The sequence below is a fragment of the Labilibacter marinus genome (assembly GCF_001659685.2).
GTDB lineage: Bacteria > Bacteroidota > Bacteroidia > Bacteroidales > Marinilabiliaceae > Saccharicrinis > Saccharicrinis marinus.
This window is the reverse complement of the sequence record NZ_LXYE02000001.1, coordinates 1-17,666: the sequence shown is the minus strand read 5'-3', so window position 1 is coordinate 17,666 and position 17,666 is coordinate 1. Positions and strand designations below refer to the sequence as shown.

Annotated in this window: 12 protein-coding genes; 6 read left to right on the top strand and 6 right to left on the bottom strand. The window is 36.3% G+C overall.

Translation table 11 applies throughout. The features are described from left to right. Positions 1-18: 18 nt before the first annotated feature. The gene (locus tag A8L32_RS00060) at positions 19-1,491 is read left to right on the top strand and encodes a sulfatase family protein (RefSeq protein ID WP_075589658.1); all 1,473 of its coding nucleotides are present in this window, start codon (positions 19-21) and stop codon (positions 1,489-1,491) included. Positions 1,492-1,560: 69 nt separating this feature from the next. Here A8L32_RS00060 and A8L32_RS00055 read toward each other — a convergent pair whose 3' ends face one another. The 4 genes from A8L32_RS00055 to A8L32_RS00040 form a co-directional block, all read right to left on the bottom strand. Beyond that, positions 1,561-3,042, bottom strand: coding sequence for a PH domain-containing protein (locus A8L32_RS00055; RefSeq protein WP_075589657.1), 1,482 nt, complete (start codon positions 3,040-3,042; stop codon positions 1,561-1,563). Continuing rightward, the gene (locus A8L32_RS00050) at positions 3,035-3,565 is read right to left on the bottom strand and encodes a PH domain-containing protein (protein ID WP_075589656.1); all 531 of its coding nucleotides are present in this window, start codon (positions 3,563-3,565) and stop codon (positions 3,035-3,037) included. The genes A8L32_RS00055 and A8L32_RS00050 overlap by 8 nt, the downstream gene beginning before the upstream one ends. A 124-nt stretch (positions 3,566-3,689) precedes the next feature. Next, complete coding sequence (locus A8L32_RS00045; protein ID WP_158027179.1) at positions 3,690-4,346, bottom strand: toxin-antitoxin system YwqK family antitoxin; 657 nt, start codon at positions 4,344-4,346, stop codon at positions 3,690-3,692. 175 nt (positions 4,347-4,521) lie between these two features. Continuing rightward, the gene (locus tag A8L32_RS00040; protein ID WP_075589654.1) at positions 4,522-6,138 is read right to left on the bottom strand and encodes a tetratricopeptide repeat protein; all 1,617 of its coding nucleotides are present in this window, start codon (positions 6,136-6,138) and stop codon (positions 4,522-4,524) included. Positions 6,139-6,326: 188 nt separating this feature from the next. Here A8L32_RS00040 and A8L32_RS23600 point away from each other — a divergent pair, with 188 nt between their 5' ends. Further along, entirely contained in the window at positions 6,327-8,198 is a 1,872-nt protein-coding gene (locus A8L32_RS23600; RefSeq protein ID WP_075589653.1) for a hypothetical protein, read from the top strand. Positions 8,199-8,421: 223 nt separating this feature from the next. On the opposite strand, the gene A8L32_RS00030 is transcribed toward A8L32_RS23600, so the two are convergent. Both A8L32_RS00030 and galB read right to left on the bottom strand, forming a co-directional pair. Continuing rightward, complete coding sequence (locus A8L32_RS00030) at positions 8,422-8,862, bottom strand: hypothetical protein (RefSeq protein WP_075589652.1); 441 nt, start codon at positions 8,860-8,862, stop codon at positions 8,422-8,424. Positions 8,863-9,107: 245 nt separating this feature from the next. After that, complete coding sequence (galB, locus tag A8L32_RS00025) at positions 9,108-11,561, bottom strand: beta-galactosidase GalB (RefSeq protein WP_075589651.1); 2,454 nt, start codon at positions 11,559-11,561, stop codon at positions 9,108-9,110. Positions 11,562-12,241: 680 nt separating this feature from the next. On the opposite strand from galB, the gene A8L32_RS00020 reads away from it, so the two are divergent. From A8L32_RS00020 to A8L32_RS00005, 4 genes are all read left to right on the top strand, one after another. Continuing rightward, the gene (locus tag A8L32_RS00020; RefSeq protein ID WP_075589650.1) at positions 12,242-13,789 is read left to right on the top strand and encodes an alpha-L-fucosidase; all 1,548 of its coding nucleotides are present in this window, start codon (positions 12,242-12,244) and stop codon (positions 13,787-13,789) included. Continuing rightward, the gene (locus A8L32_RS00015) at positions 13,789-15,366 is read left to right on the top strand and encodes a sulfatase family protein (RefSeq protein WP_075589649.1); all 1,578 of its coding nucleotides are present in this window, start codon (positions 13,789-13,791) and stop codon (positions 15,364-15,366) included. Before A8L32_RS00020 ends, A8L32_RS00015 begins: the two co-directional genes overlap by 1 nt. A 332-nt stretch (positions 15,367-15,698) precedes the next feature. Beyond that, positions 15,699-16,421: a carboxypeptidase-like regulatory domain-containing protein gene (locus A8L32_RS00010; protein ID WP_158027178.1), complete on the top strand. Its 723-nt coding sequence runs from the start codon at positions 15,699-15,701 to the stop codon at positions 16,419-16,421. 321 nt (positions 16,422-16,742) lie between these two features. Beyond that, complete coding sequence (locus A8L32_RS00005) at positions 16,743-17,108, top strand: alpha-L-fucosidase (RefSeq protein WP_075589647.1); 366 nt, start codon at positions 16,743-16,745, stop codon at positions 17,106-17,108. Positions 17,109-17,666 lie beyond the last annotated feature (558 nt).

The following is a 17,666-nucleotide window of genomic DNA, read 5'->3' as shown; positions in this document are numbered from 1 at the left end:
AGCCAAACACAGTAAACCATGAGCAAGTATACACTAAGCTTCTTATTATTTTTTATATTCTCAATTGGTTCATATTCTCAATCTCTACCCAATGTTTTGGTTTTATTTTTGGATGATCTAGACCCAGATTTTGGATGTTATGGAAATACTTTGGTTACTACACCTAACATAGATAAATTGGCTGATCAAGGCATCTTATATACGCATGCTTATGCCGCGGGCACCGTATGTAGCCCAAGCCACACATCACTTTTTACAGGCTGCTACACCACCACTATAGGCTGTCCTCATCACCGAAGCAATTACATTAAACAATTACCTAAAGGATATACGATACTTACAGAAATAATGAGTTCAGCAGGCTACTTTAACGTAAACTTTAAGAGTAACGGAGATCGCATGTACAACAAAATTTATGGCGCAACCGCTAAAACTGATTTAAATTTTGATAGAGGAAAACCTGAGAATAATTTAGAAAGTGGCAAAGAAGTATTTGAACATTTACAAATTATTGACCCAACAGATATTTCAACCTATTTTAAAGGAGGCGTTTGGAATAATAAAGCTAATAATCAGCCATTTTTTGCTTACGCGAATATTGAAACAGGTAAAAAGCATGGTTTTGAACCTGGGCGAGTTTGGGCTAAAGATCGAGGTATTGCCATTGACTCCTTGGACCTTGAAATACCACCGCATTACGCTGACACACCTGAAGTGCGATATATATTAGCTAGCGCGCTAGATGCTGTTTCTCATGTAGATTTTGAAGTTGGTAAATTTTTGGATGCATTAGACAAAGATGGTCTGAGCGATAACACCATTGTTATTCTTTTATCTGACCATGGAGCTACACTACCCCGGCACAAACAAAACCTATGGACAACAGGTATTCATATACCATTGATTATTCGTTGGCCTAGTTATGTTAAATCAGGTATACAAAATAATGAACTCGCCAGTATTATTGATATAGCACCAACCATTCTCAATGCTTGTCAGCAAAAAGTACCTACAAACATGGAAGGCGTAGATTTGCTCAGTAAAAAGCAGAGTAAAAGAAAGCATATTTTTGCGACTCGAGATGGTCTTGATGGTTACTTTGATTGCTCTCGTGCTATCATCACTAAAGAATATGAATACATCCATCATTTCTTTCCTGAGATTCCTTACAGAGCGAATTCATACGCCAAAAGAGCACTCACTTTTAAAAGCATGCTTGCGCTATACAAAAAAGATGAACTCAATCCATTGCAAAGTATCTACTTTAATAAAGAAAAAGAAGCCATTGAACTATACCAACTTGAATCAGATCCGCATCAGATCAATAATCTAGTTAGCCTTCCAGAGTACCAGAAAAAAGTAAACTCATTTCAAAAAACCTTATTCTCCTGGCAAAAACAAACAGGTGATAAGGTAATTGATGCTCACCAAATTCTAAATTTAGATAAAGTACCTTCAGGCACAAAAGTAGACGATGTAATCAGCCAGTAATTATTCTAATTAATTGCATATTTATGTTTACCCCAGTTTCTTTCTACTGAGCACTTTTACCCCCTATGGTTACATCCATTCTTCGCGAGATGTTTCTACATGATAAAGAAGATAATTCATCAGTTGATGAGCCATTTCTTCAGGTATGTACAGTATCTCAATTTTTCCAGAGGCATTATTTACATTAAGTGAAGCGAGTCCTCTTCGTTTCTGAAAAAACGACTGACGAAAATCCACCGATTGAGTTTTAAAAGATTCCACCTGTTGCCAAATTGTAGATATAGCGCCTTTTCCAATAATAATTTGACTTTTATTAAACTGAAAATAGCGCTTTCGTAACATCAGTCTGCAATAAAGTGCAGAAAGCAACAGCCATGCACCTCCAGCAATTATCCACAGGGGTTCATAAATATACAAGGGTATAGGAAGCAAAGCTGGTATCATTCCCGACCAAAACCATAGCAAATTAAAGTACCGAGGATGCGCATAAATCTTTTCGCCATCATCGGGCAAATCTCCCTTAAATACTTCCTCTCTTATTCTTTGAATATGATGATGTAGACACCCAGGAGCATCGGCCACTTGCTTTTGCTTTACCTCTTTACTAACTGCTTGTTTAAAGCTAATTTTATAAATACCAAACAACTTCTTTATAGGGCCCGTTTCCCAGTTGAGCTGTTGCACCTTACTAAAAGGCAACAAGACCTTACGTTTATTGATCAGTCCCGCTGTAATTCTATAACTCTTTTGCTGCTTCACCAATTTAAAATCGAAGTATTTAATAACGGTGTATACTAGCGTTGAGAGGATAGAAATTATTAAAAATAAAACAACAAGCCCAACTATAAAAACTACGCCAGAATTGGTTACAACACTATGAACCGAATCAGAATAAGCTTCTGTCTGCTGCTTAAACAACTCCTCTATTTGCCCTATTATCTGCGAACCAAACACAATAATAATGATAGCTGTTTTAATGTGGTTCTGGCTAATTCCAATGCGTAGCAAAGCGGCAGGACTTAATCTCATCACCTCTTCCTCCTCTGTAACTTCAGTAGCAGACTCATCTTGTTCCTCAACCTCTCTTTCCTTATGCGACTGCAAAAACTGAGTTAACTCGTTGGCATACAATCCGCTTAAAGAGTAAATCTTCAACTCCTTCCCCGCCGAACCTGCCGTATCAATCTCCAAGGAATAAACATTTAGTATTTGCTGAAGAATATTTTGTTTGGTATTTACACTTTGTATCCGTTCTAACGGGATAGAAAGTACCACCTTTTTTAAATAACCCTTTTTAAGGATGAACTGATTACCTTCTACATAAAAGTAAAAGTTAAGATAATAAAGGATGGAATGAACCAGTAACAACACAAGTACAATTCCTAGTATCATAGGGACTGTCAGTCCATTAGGCAGATTGTTTCTTTTGGTAAAAAGAATAATCAACATGGGCCATAAGGCACGCATCATTTTAAGTGCCTGAAATGCAAAAATCACCAGAAAACCTCGCAACTCTTGTCGGGTTGGTATAGACAAATCCAGCTTATTCATGCTTACTTATTTTAGATAACAAGAACGATTCTATTTGATGTGCTTTATCGGGCAAAAGTCCTGGAATAGAAAGATCGCTCACACTGCCTCCTGCAGTAAATAGCTTTACGCTCGCCAAGCCAACTGCCTTCTCTATCATACCTTGACTAACTTCAACATGTTGAATACGATTAAACGGAATAGTAGTAAGTTTATAAAAAAACAAGCCGCTACGGTAGGATATATCCTGCTCTCTTAATAAATACCCTTTTTTAGGAAAACCAAGCATAACAATTATACCACGCCAAGTACTTAATACCACAAAAGCAGAAGGAACAGATATTAAAACAGAAAGAGGAGTATTGTCAGATAAAACCAAGCCAATTACAAAGAATACAATTGTAACTACAACTAGCATTATAGCTGTAGATATCAGTTTTAAAGTTTTAAGTTTATTTTCGAGCCCAACAAAATCTTGCTGTTCCAGCGGAGCAAGCTGCTCTGGCAAAACAACCAGATTAGAAAATTCTTTATTTAATGACATATTTTTAAAATTAAGTTATCCTAAACTTTAGGCTTTCTAAAAATAGACAATTTGAAAGAATTATTTCATAAAACATTTGCCATCCAATAAACAGCTCATGTTATTTATATGTTTGCCGCTATATTTAAGGAGTAAGATTACTTGGTAGCTGAACAAAACCAAGCTTATAAAGAGATTCTGATTCTATTTCCTGATACATCACGGAATTCATTAAATATCCATTTTTAAATTCCTCTTTTTTCAGCGTATCTCCTTCTAGGTCAAAATACACCCATTCGCCATGTTGTTTCCCTTTTCTTGAAAACGCTTTTAAAGCAAGAACTTTATTTGTATGATATGCTAGTTGCTCCCCTTCTAACTTGCCATTTTTAAACTGCGACATTTTGTAAATATCACCATTATCATAGAATTCAATCGCTAGTCTTTCAAGTAATCCGGATTTATAAAAAGCTTCATACTGCAGGGTACCACTTTCAAAATACTTCTCATACTTACCGTCTAAAACTCCTTTTCTGTTGTAAATCTCTCGCTCCTTCACCACTCCATTTTCAAAGAAAGATAATTTCTCGCCTACTCTCTTTCCATTTTTAAAACTAGATTTGGTCATCAGCCTTCCCGATTCATAATAGGTTCTAACTATTCCATTCTGTTTACCATTCTTAACTTTACCCGCGGATTTAAGTTGGCCTGATTTATAATATTCTGTAGATATACCATTTCGGTGAATACAACCTACAAATAACAGGAGAGACACTAAAAAAAACAAACTCTTATTGTTCATACCCATAGTTTAAAGAATCCTATATTCAAAATATTACAAAATTTCATATCTAATTACTATAGATAGAAATATTTTGCAAAACTAAGTCAATATTTTATAATTTGAAAATATAACGCACAACTTAACCCCTGATTTCCTGAATATTGAGTTAAATAATTACATCTTCAAACAAATTCTACAAATGACTAATAAAAACAGCCAAATTATCTTCTCGTTTTAAGCCTAGTTTTTTACGCAGACGATGTCGAGCAATATGTACACTCGGTAAGGAAATATTAAGTAGTTGGGCCATTTCGTTACCATTAAAATTGAGCTTAATTAAGGCACAATGCTTTAAATCGGTTGGGGTAAGAACAGGGAATTGTATAAGCAGTTTTTCGTAAAAGCTGGTATTCACTTGCGAGAATCGTGCATTAAACTCATCCCACAAGTTTTTATTGGTGTCCTTTACCGAATTACGAATACCTCTAAAGGTCTTATCATCCATATTCTTTTTTAATTGCTCCAGTAAATTATCCACCGAACGTTCTTTATCTATCAACTGCAGTGTGTACGACGTAATTTCTTTGTTTTTGGCTTCCATCACCTCATCCATCTTTTCCATCTCCAGCTTTGCTTTTAGCTCCAACTCTTTTTTACTTTGCAAATACTTTTTACGCTCGAAACGTTGCTTAATAACCAGTAAAGCAATAACTAAAACCAGTAATATCATGCCAATAATTACTTTTAACCGAAAGTTGGCGTCTCTTCGTTTATCAAGTAACACGTCCTGCTCGGCCAGTTCCTTATTTTTCAACTGAATAGCCTGTCTATAGGTATTTTTTACTTCTAGTAGTTTGTTATTATTTCGAGCACTAAACAAACTGTCATTCAAGGCCTTTGATTCCAAAAGAAAATATATTGCCTTTTCATTTTCTCCTTTTTGTATATAAATAGCGGACATTTCTTCTAACACTTTAGGTCTAATGTCCGTGTGTTTATTAGTGGCAGCCATAGTTTCCAAGCAAGCTTTATAACTCAATAACGCCTCAATCGACTTGTTCTGTTTTTGGTATAGCTCACCCCAATAAGAGTAAATCATAACCATAAAGCTTAAATTATTCTCTATAAAATAAGGCGTAATCTCTTTTAAAATAGTTTCAGCCCTATCTAAATCATCTTGTTTAATTGCAATATAGGCCCGTTCAACTTGAATAAAACCAGTATTATTATGGAACTTCTGAGTTATATACAAGCAAGAATCTAAATAGGTATTCGCTAAATCGTACCGCTTCGATTTTACATACTGCACAGCCATACTAAAATATGGTTTCGATATATTAGCCCGTCTATAGCTATTATTATGTGCCCAAGCTTTTCTTAGTTCCAGCGATTTCTTCATATGCTGTATGGTTAGATCATGATTATTGAAAATACCATACATCATACCAATCAACTGATGGCAATCTGCTATTTTTAAAGTATCCCTAAATTCTTCAGATAGCAATAAAGCTTCCCAGGAATGATCATAAGCTTTTCCAAAGTCACCTTTATTTTTTTTAATATCTGCCATCACCAAAATGCCATCTATCCACCTAGACGTATCTTTATTTCGAGCAAAATATTCGGTGTAATTTTCTAAGATACTATATACAGAGTCGGGCTTTTCATCCGAAAGGCTTTTAGCCTTCTTGTAAAGTTTATTAATATCATCTTTATCTTGCGCATAACCTTTTGCATAAACAGTCATCAACAAAAACAAAAAAACAACAAAGCAAACATCTAATCTTTTACCTCTAGCAAACAACAACATACACAGCAACTATATAAATAAATATCACCCTCTAAAATTAGGCATTTTTTATCTCCTGTTAAGTTGCTAAATGCTAAAAATTTATCTTTGTTAAGTTTTAGATAAGTCACAAAAAGAGAAAAAAAGCGCTCAAATGAACAACTTGCACTCATCAATTAAAACATTTAAATTAGATTAAAACTAAAAATATGAGATTACTTGGAATATTCCTTTTAATGGTATCTTTTAGTATCGCCAATGCTCAATCGTGGGGATATAATAAAAACAGAATTGCAGTTAGTGCTGATGGAAACAGCGCACCTGATCATGAATATAAATGGCCAATTGGCGATCCGGATGATTGGGGTGCAAACGCAGCCATTTTAGCGACATTGGCTAAACTAGAACTGCAAGATCAACTTGTACACTACTCTTACAATAACTTTATTGATGCTCCTGCAGGTCCTGATAGTGAAAACCAAAACAAAATAAGTTGTGATGGAGGCATAATATATTGGCATTTTAATGCTTCTAAATTTTATGATGTCACCACCCAATTGGAAGCTGCCAAAACTAGTCTGGCTAAAGAAATGAGTATCTCAACCGAAGATAACCCTTTGTATTTTATACATGCAGGACTTTCTGAATTTGTTTACCAAGCGGTTGAGAAAGCCATTGAGATGGGAGGAATGGAAAACCTTCGTCATGTAAAACTCGTTTCACACAGTGGGTTTAACGAAAATGAAACCCGAAGAGATTGGCATCGCACTTGGGCTGACATTCAGAAGTTATGCGGTAACCGTATTCAATATCATAAAATTAAAGACCAGAATGCATGCGGCATTAAAGATGTGCTATGGTGTTCGGGTAAAGATTTTTCGCCTTGGTATTGGATGAGAGATCATCAGGATGAAAGTATTCGCTGGATGTATACCAGAGCCCAAGCTCACGATACTGGTAAGGCAGACATATCGGATGTAGGTATGGTGTATTGGTTATTGACTGGTGATGAGAATGGAAGTCCTGAGAAATTTAAAAATTTCCTCGGTGATGGAATCCCTAATGCAGCAGAAGGAATCGCTGTAACTAAGGAGTTGGACAGTAACAATCGTTTTACACTAAGTGCCATGGAAGACTTCCCTATCATTACAATCCCTGGCTTTGTTCCTCCATATATCGATAAATACAGAAAAGCAATGGCTATTGATGCGGTTCACTACAAAGGTGATTTTGCCGCTTCAAAAGTGCATTTAACAGCTCCCGAAGGAATATATAACATTACACTAACTACTTTAACCGAAATAGACGGGGAATCGGAATATCGCTTACACGTAAATGGAGAGCTTATTGGAAAAACTCAAAATACCGCTTCAGATAAGGATTACGAAGCACTAAAACATACTTTCAAGAATATCTCTTTGAATGAAAGAAACGATATTCAAGTTGAATTTAATTCGCATAGTAACGGAAAAATACCTGAAGGTGATGCTTTTGCTTTTGCGCGTGGCAGATGGACAATGATAGAATTTGAGTGTATCAAGAAAAATTCAATTGAAGCCACACCTAAAGACTTTATTGTAATTGAAGGCGAGCATTTTGATTTACACGGCAAATGGGAATTCATTAGCGATAAAACAGCGAGTGGAGGAAGATACATCCAGTATACGGGAGCGAATAACTATCCTGAAGTAATCAAAAAGCATACTTGCGAGACTCAGTTCGAAGTAAAAGAGGCAGGTACTTATACAGTTAAATGGATGATGCGCCAGCCAGAAAATGCAGAAGGTGATAAATCGAATGACGCATGGATAAACTTTCCTGATGCTACTCAAATAGGACATGAAACAATTACTGGCTTCAATAAGTTTGTTGGAAGAAGTAAAGGAGACTTTGGCTTTAATGGTCAGTTGGACCTACATGGAAAACAACCATGGTTGACTGTTAAGTTTGATAAACCAGGTTTCTATACCCTCCAAGTTTCTGGAAGGTCTGAGTTTCTGCAAATAGACAAATTTGTTTTATATAAAAACATGAGTTTTGAGGAGGCTGAGAAGTTAGCCAAAAAAATCGTACTGAAATAAAATGTAGATATTTAAAACTCTGTGCAAAGCTTAATATTAGAAGTTTAACACAGAGTTTTCTTTATGAATACAAACCTCAGCTTTGTTTCATGCAAAGAATGATTTGGTATCACACTTCATCTGATTAGAGTTTTAATTATATCAAAATCGATTGAGATTGTACGGGAAGTAATAAAAGCACTAGCAAATTCCTTTGTCAGAAAGAAGTAAGTGAAGTTTAAAACTATTGTTTCTCCTCCATTTTATCCAAAACTCTATTGGTAAAAGTATATGTTGCAACCGTATATTCGTTGGTATAATTACGATAGGTCCAATTATAGACATCAAAAATATTATCCTCTTCCTCCAAATTCTTTTCCGCGAAAAATAGTACAATTTTACTATCATCCAACTTCACTCTAACCGTATCCGAATCAAAGGGAAAGGACAAATTATTATCCCTAGCCTCTCCTGTATGCACCACCTTTTCTGCACCCGACTTAATAAAATCACCTTGCCCTCTATCCGAAAAGTATATGGTAAAATCCTCATCCGATTGATTAACAACTACACATTCTGTTGTTTTATATACGTTACGACAAGAAGATAGTAGAAGTGTTGTGCAACTTACGACTAGTAGCGCTATTGTTTGTATTTTGAAGAGTCGCATGGTTAAGAAATGCATTTAATGGATGTTTAAATAATTGATAAAACTAATCATTATAAAACTAGGTACAAAGCCTTATGATTTCTTGTTTTCTGAAATGCCTAGTCCATTCTTACATCTAGCTCTATCAGCTGTTCAACAAACACAACCAAAAATATCTTTATGGGAATTCTAGCCTCAATACTAGCAGACAGAATCAAAAAGAAATCGAGGGCTCCGTATCACTACAAAGCCCCCGATAGAAATATAGAATCCACAAACTTTTACTTAGTTGTCACCACTACATTGGCTGACTTTAAACCTTTTGAAGTGGCTGTAAGTTGAATAGTTCCTGCTTGGTCTGACGACTTAAGGATGGCCAATGCCATTCCACTAAATGCCTTACGATGATTCGCCTGAAACGACTCCAAAGAAGCTGCATTACCATTATCTACCGCTAACAATGAACCAGCCCCTTTTACTTTAAAGTATACTTGGTTATCAGCCATTGGACAAAGGTTCCCTTTTTTATCTTCAACGCGAACCGTTACATAAGATAAATCAACACCATCGGCATCAATCTCTTTACGATCTACAGAAAGCGTTACCTTAGCCGGCTTACCTGCTGTATTAATAACTTCTTCCTCAATAGCTTTTCCGTCTTTATAACCAACAACTTTTAGCTCACCTGCTTGATAGGGTACATCCCATGACAAACGGTATGGCGAATCAAAGGTCTTTGGCTCATAACGTAAGAAACCAACTATTATCTCAGCTAAATCTTTACCTTTTACTTTTTTACCTAAGGACTTTCCGTTTAAGAAAAGCTCGGCCTCATCGCAGTTCGTATAGCAGAATACAGGAATTGTTTTTCCTTCCATGCCTTTCCAGTTCCAATGCGGTAACAGGTGAACCATCGGTTCTGTTGTCCACTGACTCTGATAAAGGAAATATCTATCCTTAGGAAAACCACACATATCCACAGCTCCAAAATAAGAACTATGCACAGGCCAATCACCATTCCAATATCCATTGGTAGAGTTATCCTTACCTCCGTATGGAGTAGGCTCTCCAAGGTAATCAAAACCAGTCCAAATAAACTCACCCATACTATGTGGGAATTGCTTTTGAAAGTGGAACTCAATATCTGGAGGGTAAGCCCAAGGTGGCCCTATTAAATCGTAACTACTTACCTGAAGCGATTCGTGTGTTTTATACTTCTCAATAGGTAAATGATATACACCACGACTACTTGTACAGCTCGAAGTCTCCGAACCATAGATAGGAAGGTCTGGATAGTTTTCTCTTACCTCGCCATACTTCGTAGGTTTATAATTGATACCAGCAATATCCACTTGCTGCGCCATATTATTATCATAAGGTCCTGAGTAATGATTAAAACCAGCTGTAGTTGGACGTGTAGTATCAATCTCCTTGATAAAGTCGTTCAACATTTTAGCTACTCTCCAGCCATTTTTCTTATCCTTTTGCTCAATAATTTCGTTACCGATACTCCACATTACAATGGATGGGTGGTTTCTATCTCTACGCACCATATCTTTAATGTCGCGCTCTGCCCATTCATCAAAGAAAACGTTATATCCGTTTGGTACTTTCTCCATTTTCCAAACATCAAACGATTCGTCCTGAACCATTAAACCTAACTCATCACAAAGCTCTAACAACTCTCTTGAAGGTGGGTTATGACTTGTACGAATAGCATTCACACCCATGCTTTTCATGATTTGAAGTTTACGTTCATCCGCTCTGCGATAAACTGCAGCTCCCAACGAACCGTTATCATGATGTAAACAGACTCCGTTAAAACGAACCTTACGACCATTCAAGTAAAAACCATCTTTATCATATCCAATATGACGAATACCAAAACGCGAGTTATAAGTATCTACCACTTTTCCATCTTGCTTAACGGTAGTTACCGCTTTATACAAATTAGGTGTATCTAAATCCCATCGCATTGGGTTTTTAACGTAACACCAGGTACCCGATATTTTAGAAGAGTTAGCTTCAACAGTCATTTTATCCTCGACCTTTGCCACCGATTTTCCTTCTGGAGAAAAATACTCGTGCGCCACAACTACTTCAACGGCTTTATTGCTTTTATTCTCAATGGTAGTTTCGTTTTGTACCGACGCTTTAACATCAGTTACAGTAGGCGTGGTAATAAACGTACCCCACTGTCCCACATGAACAGGCTCATCAATGTGTAACCAAGTATTACGGTAAAGTCCCGCACCTGGATACCAACGCGAAGATAAATCCTCTGGTGTTAATCGCACCGCAATTACATTCTTCGAACCATCATATTTTAGATATTTACTAATGTCAAATTCGAAACCAATATATCCGTAAGGTCGTTTTCCTACAAACTCACCATTGACCCATACATGGCCATTATACATGGCTCCTTCGAACTCTACTCTCACCACTTTTCCTTTGGCAGAAGCAGGTACATTAAAGTGTTTGCGATACCAACCTGTTCCGTGAAAAGGCAATCCCCCGCAACGGGCGTTATACTTATTATCGAAAGGTCCTTCAATAGCCCAATCGTGTGGTAATGTTACGTTTCTCCAAGCGGAGTCGTCAAAGGAAGCTTTTTCCGCTCCATCGGCTTTGTCATTAAAGAAAAGCCATGAGTCGTTAAAACTTTGGTCCTGCGCATTAAGACTAACAAACAGTCCTAAAAACACCAGCGTTAATCCAATTAACTTCTTCATGTTTGTAATGTTTATTGATTTATATCCAGCATTTCTACCAGATTTGATTTAAAGGAATTCTTTATTTGAATTTACTTATCGTGAAATTACCCAATTAATAAGGATTGAGCAGGGTAAAATTGAAGTAATTACAAGGGTGCTTTATGTTTTTTGCAGGTTAAAACTATGGTTAAATCCGATTTAACTAGAGTGTAATATTCTAACTTGATGTACATTGACGAAAAATCATGACAACGTTCAAGTTTGTGAGTATCGGATAAAAGGAGTAATGAGTAATCAGTTCCCTAACTACACCCTCTGACTTTCTAGGCGGAGAATCACCATCACACATAGAAGTTTCAAGTTCTCTCTTTAGTGGATAAGGGTAAACGATCAGCATAAATCTTTTCGAATATTATTAATTCGTTTAATTATCTAATATATTTGAGCATTCAATAATTATCTTCAAGATTCTAATACTCCAAGCAACTGGACAATATCTATACACACCTCCGTAACCCATACTATATCAACACAAAAGACACAAAAACAAAACCCAACTTCTCTCGTTATATTAAAAAGACTGATATCTAAGCCATTAGAAAATACAAAACGAATAAGTCCTAAGATATGTCGGAATAGTACAAAGCTTCGTGACTTATGCTAGCTACATTTGTACTGAATCATCAAAGTCTACTACAGTGAAAAACTATCTTATCATTCTACTACTCATTACTCTGAGTGCATGCCAAACAAAAACGGCTACTAAAAACGAAGTTAAATCCCAATATGAGGCCAACTGGGAATCACTACAAAAGCACCAAACGCCTGAATGGTTTAAAGACGCTAAATTTGGAATTTACTTTCATTGGGGTGTGTATTCCTACATGGGTAAAGGAGAATGGTACTCACGACAAATGTACGAAGACAAGGACAAAGGTTGGAATCATTGGTTGCGCGAACATCATTTAAATACCTATGGTGATTCTGTGCACTATCACGATTTTATTCCTGAATTTACCGCCGAACATTTTGATGCGGATGATTGGGCACAGCTATTTAAAAAATCGGGTGCTCAATTTGCAGGTCCTGTAGCCGAACACTGCGATAATTTTTCCAACTGGGATAGTAAAGTCAATAAATACAATACCGTTAATTATGGTCCAAAGCGCGATTTAGTGGGCGAACTAGAAAAAGCCATTAAAGGGCAAGATTTAAAGTTTGTAACCACCTTTCATCATAGTTGGGAATGGGCTTGGTACAACCGATGGAGCGGTTATATTGATACTACCGATGTGGAGTTTGATGAATTTTATGGTGAGTGGACTGCTCCTGAAACCTTTGGTAAAATGAGTGCTGGATTTGCAGCCAGTGGACAAGGCAGCCATAATATAGACCCAAAATACGCCCCATCGCGTAAGTTTGTAGACACTTGGAAAGAAAAGGTTTATGAGGTGGTGGATAGATATCAGCCAGATTTACTTTGGTTTGATAGTCGCGTATTTGTTATCCCCGAAAAGGATAGACAAGAAATGGTAGCTCATTATTATAACAAAGAGCAGGAATGGAATAAGGAGTTGGTATTAACCTACAAAAACAACGATTTACCCAAAGGTGTGGGTGTGATTGATTTAGAAAAAGGGAGGATGGATGAAAAAACCGAGTTCCCTTGGTTAACAGATGATTCGTATGCCTGGCATGGTTGGAGCTGGAGAGCTGACTTAGATCTAAAAACACCTGATGTTATCATTACAGAGTTGGTGGATATTGTGAGTAAAAACGGTTGCTTGCTTTTAAACATAACACCAACACACGATGGTAAAATTCCTAAAGAAATGCGAACAGGATTGCTAGAAGTTGGAGAATGGTTAAAAACCAATGGTGAGGCCGTATTTAACACGCGTCCGTTTGTTACCTATGGCGAAGGCGTAACCAAGCTTAAGAAAAATCACTTTGGTGGTGTTCAGGGGTTTGGCATTAACTATCAAGCAAAAGATTTTCGATTTACAACCAACGGAGAAAATTTATACATTACGCAATTGGCCATGCCTAAAGGCGGAGAAGACTTTATATTACACTCTTTTGCGACAGATAGCGTGGCAAGTGGCTACACTATCAATCAAGTGGAACTATTAGGTAGCGATGAGAAAATAAAATGGTCGCAATCCGATAAAGGATTGAGCATTACCGCACCCAACACATTCCCTAACGATAAAGCACTGGTTTACAAACTTAATATCAAACAATAATGAAGCATTGCATTTATTTTTTACTGATCGCTCTTGTTACTTTCAGTTGCTCTCAGGAACCACAGCAACCCAATATCATATACATTATGAGCGACGACCATGCTGCTCATGCTATAGGTACTTATGGCGGCAGATTGGCAACCTTAAACCCGACTCCTAACCTCGATCAATTGGCTAACGAAGGAATGGTTTTTGAAAATTGTTTTGTTACCAATTCTATCTGTACACCTAGCCGTGCTACTATCATCACAGGTCAGTATAGCCAAAGTAATCAGATATTAGATTTTAGTCGACCGTTAAAAACATCACAGCAGTATTTACCTGAGGAGATGAAAAAGCAAGGCTATGAAACAGCAGTTATCGGTAAATGGCACTTGATGTGCGAACCCTCAGCCTTTGATCATTACAGTGTATTAAAAGGTCAGGGTAAATATTTCGATCCGGTTTTTTATGAAAAAGGGAATGGTACCTATCCTGATAATATTGTAAAAACCAAAGGGCATTCTTCTGATGTAATTACGGGCAAAGTAATGGATTGGTTAACAGGCCGAAAAGAAAAGAAGAAACCTTTCTTTTTGATGTATCATTTTAAGGCACCCCACGATTGGTTTGAGTACGCACCGCGCTACGAAAGTTATTTAGCAGATACACAAGTACCTGAGCCTGAAAATATGTATAGTCAGCCCAACTGGGGCTCAGAAGGAACCAGAGGCAAAAACGATAGCCTGATTCATGAAATTGGCACCTCTGTTTCGCGCAGACATAAATTCAATGGTTATGCCAAATATTATAACATTGACGAGAATATTCCTGATGATGAAGCGACCTCTATGGCTTACCAAAAGTACATTAAATCGTATTTACGTTGTGTGAAAGGCGTGGATGATAATTTGGGTAAATTCTTTGAGTATTTAAAGGATAATGATTTATATGACAACACCGTCATTGTGTATTCTGCCGACCAAGGTATGATGCTGGGAGAGCACGATATGGTAGACAAACGTTGGATGTATGAAGAATCGATGCAGATGCCATTTATCATTCGTTACCCTAAAATAATTGAAGCGGGTAAACGTAACAAGCTATTAATTAACAACACCGATTTTGCGCCTACCATCATTGATTTAGCAGGCGGAACAGTTCCGGAAAAGATGCAAGGTAAAAGCATCACTCCTTTATTAAAAGGCGAAGAACCTGCCGATTGGAGAACGGCTACTTACAACCGTTATTGGTTGCACCTAACGCATCATGATATTCCTGGGCATTTTGGTATCCGAACTAAAGATTACAAACTTATCTTTTTTTACGGGAGACACTGGGATTTAAATGAAACAGGCAAGCTATCGCGAAACTGGCTAAAGAAAGACAAGTCTTTTGAAGTACGACCAACTCCACCTTCCTGGGAGCTTTACGATTTAAACAAAGATCCGCACGAAGTAAATAACCTATACAACAATCCTGCTTACGCCGATATCATCAAAGAGCTTAAAGCTGAGCTAAAAAGACAACGCGAAGAATACAACGAAACAGATGCCGACTATCCACATATTCAAAAAATTGTAGATGAGAACTGGTAATCTCCCATTAAAAATAGTAAAACTAATACACCTCACAGTTCTTTATAAGCTGTGAGGTGTTATTTTTTTATAACACGGCAAGCTCGTTTTTACCTCATTCTTGTAAAATAATTATAGTAGCGAGCTCGCCTAATCAAGCAAATTCGCACTTAATACGATTGTTCTTTACAATATCTAATCCCCTAGAAACACAAAGCACTACAATAATTAACATAAATACTTATTATATTTGTTATTCACTTTATTTAAATGGTATTATCATACATCTTTAATAAAACATGAAAATAAATAAGTTTTTTTCAGCAATAATCTTGATAATTATCTCTTCATCAATGTTATTTGGACAGAATGAAGTACGGCTCTATGGTCAGGTCACAGATGCAAATAATCAACCCGTTGATAGTGCTTCTGTATGGTTAAAACAAAATATAGATTCGTTGTCTATTAAAGATAAAGAAGGAATATTTAAAAATAGTTACGAAACATTTACGGATAAAAACGGGATGTTTTCAATAGATGTAAAACCTGGCACCTATTATTGCTTGTATGCTATTAAAGAAGTTGATTATGGTAAAACAAAACTTGAATACTGGGCATGGAACTTACCTATCTATAAAGATTTAGAAATAAACCCTAAGTATGACCGAATTGAAATTTATGGAATTAATGCGTTCGAACCCCAAAGCGGTCCGTTTAACTCATACATGATTTACTTTAGGCCAATGAGTTTAACAAAAACATTAAGCTTACCCAAAGAGATCACTGCCGACACATTAAATATTGCACCAGCAAATATCTCAGCAGAAGAGCTAGATATTAAGGTTAATGGATTAACAGCAAAGATAGTAACCATTGATAAAATTAGAGAATATACCAGAAGCGAAAAGCATATGTTTGCATATGTAGTTCAAATTTTAAAACCCAAGGACAATCAACAAGTTTCTAATCCTTCCGAATTAGTCGACGGTTTTGATAAAATAAGTATTGAATTGCAATCAAAAGAAACAAATGAACTAGGTAAAGGAGTTTACTTTGTAAAGAAAATCGGAAATTGATTAAGATCTGTAACATAGCGAATTATACCATCAAAGCAGCTAAGAGACGACTGATAGAGAATAAGAAAGACCATGTAAAACACCAGATCATGTTCGAAAAACTACAATTATTAGCAAATTATCCCCCTTTAGTTAACCCAATTAACGCCATGCGCATTCCCAAGTAAACGGTAAGTTGCATTTTTAAAATCATACCATTTAAATCATGCTAAAAATTAGATTTTCAACCTTATTATTATTGTGCTTAATAAAGATCTCTTATGCACAAAATAAGTACACTACCGATTGGGAAAATTTAAAACAATATAAAGCCGTTTCTGAATGGTTTGCCGATGCAAACTAGGTATTTACTTCCATTGGGGAGTGTACTCGGTTCCTGCTACCGATGGCGAATGGTACCCACGCTGGATGTATGTTCCGGATAGAGATCCTAATCAATGGGGAGGTAAAATATACAAAACGCACAGAGAAACCTACGGTGATGATTTTGACTACCACGATTTTATCCCCATGTGGAAGGCGCCCAAATTTAATACCAAAGAGTGGGTAGATATGTTTGAAGGTTCGGGTGCTAAGTTTATTGGTTCTATAGCCGAACACCATGATGGTTTTTCACTTTCACTAAACAGTAACCCTGTCAATAAGGTTATTGTTAATGGTTCTAAGCAAAAGGAAATGAATTACTAATCTGTTATGTAAATCTTGGAAATGGATTACAATCGATGATGAACCAGTAGCAGGAACGTAACAAGAATTAACCGTTTTGTTTTTCGAAGTCATGAACACAATTGATTTATTCATGGAATCTATAATCGAGTTGAGATGTTAAAGGTGCTGTGCAATTTCCTGAATTAACTTACACAAAACTAACAATAATTGAAGATGATGAGGCTTTTATCTTAGAACCACTTTCTAATACTAAATCTTCTATTCTTAAATCCTCTGAAAATTCTAACAGAATAGTAAGATCAGGACTCTTTAACAAATAAAAATAAATTATAGGTAAATAGTTATTGGACAAATAGACAATTAGCTATTTACCTTTCTAGCAGTTAAAATGAATATTACACTCACATACCCCCAAGCAAATGCAACTTGCATTAGTTAAAATAAATCCCTTACATTTTTGTACTTTCTTAACGTATAAGCTTACGTTTTTGTATGTATATAGAAACAACAACCATACTTTATCAGATAGTTACAACATAGGCATAATGTTTGAAACGCTATTTTAAATTTAAAAAA